General features: G+C 71.4%; 1 pseudogene. It reads left to right on the forward strand.

The features are described 5' to 3' along the window. Positions 1–273, forward strand: a pseudogene (locus B2V21_RS08690) (MFS transporter); the annotation flags it as partial.

Below are 273 nucleotides of genomic sequence, written 5' to 3' on the forward strand. Positions count from 1 at the left end.
CGGTGGCCTGGAGCCTGATGGCCGACGTCTTCGATGGCGCACAGGCCAAGCGCCTGTTCGCGTTCATTGCCGCGGGCGCGAGCGTCGGCGGTCTCGTCGGCCCGGCCCTGAGTGCCTTGCTGGTGAGTGTCATGGGGCCCAGTGGGCTGTCGGTACTGGCCGCTGTGTTGCTTGCCATCGCCGTCGCCCTCAAGCACCTGTTGATGAGCTGGCGCGCCGTGCACGGGGCAGGGCGGCCCGGTGCCGCTCAGGCCGAAAACCCGCGCCGGCCGG

The organism is Pseudomonas sp. UBA6276 (genome assembly GCF_002438365.1).
GTDB classification, from domain to species: Bacteria; Pseudomonadota; Gammaproteobacteria; order Pseudomonadales; family Pseudomonadaceae; genus Aquipseudomonas; species Aquipseudomonas coleopterorum.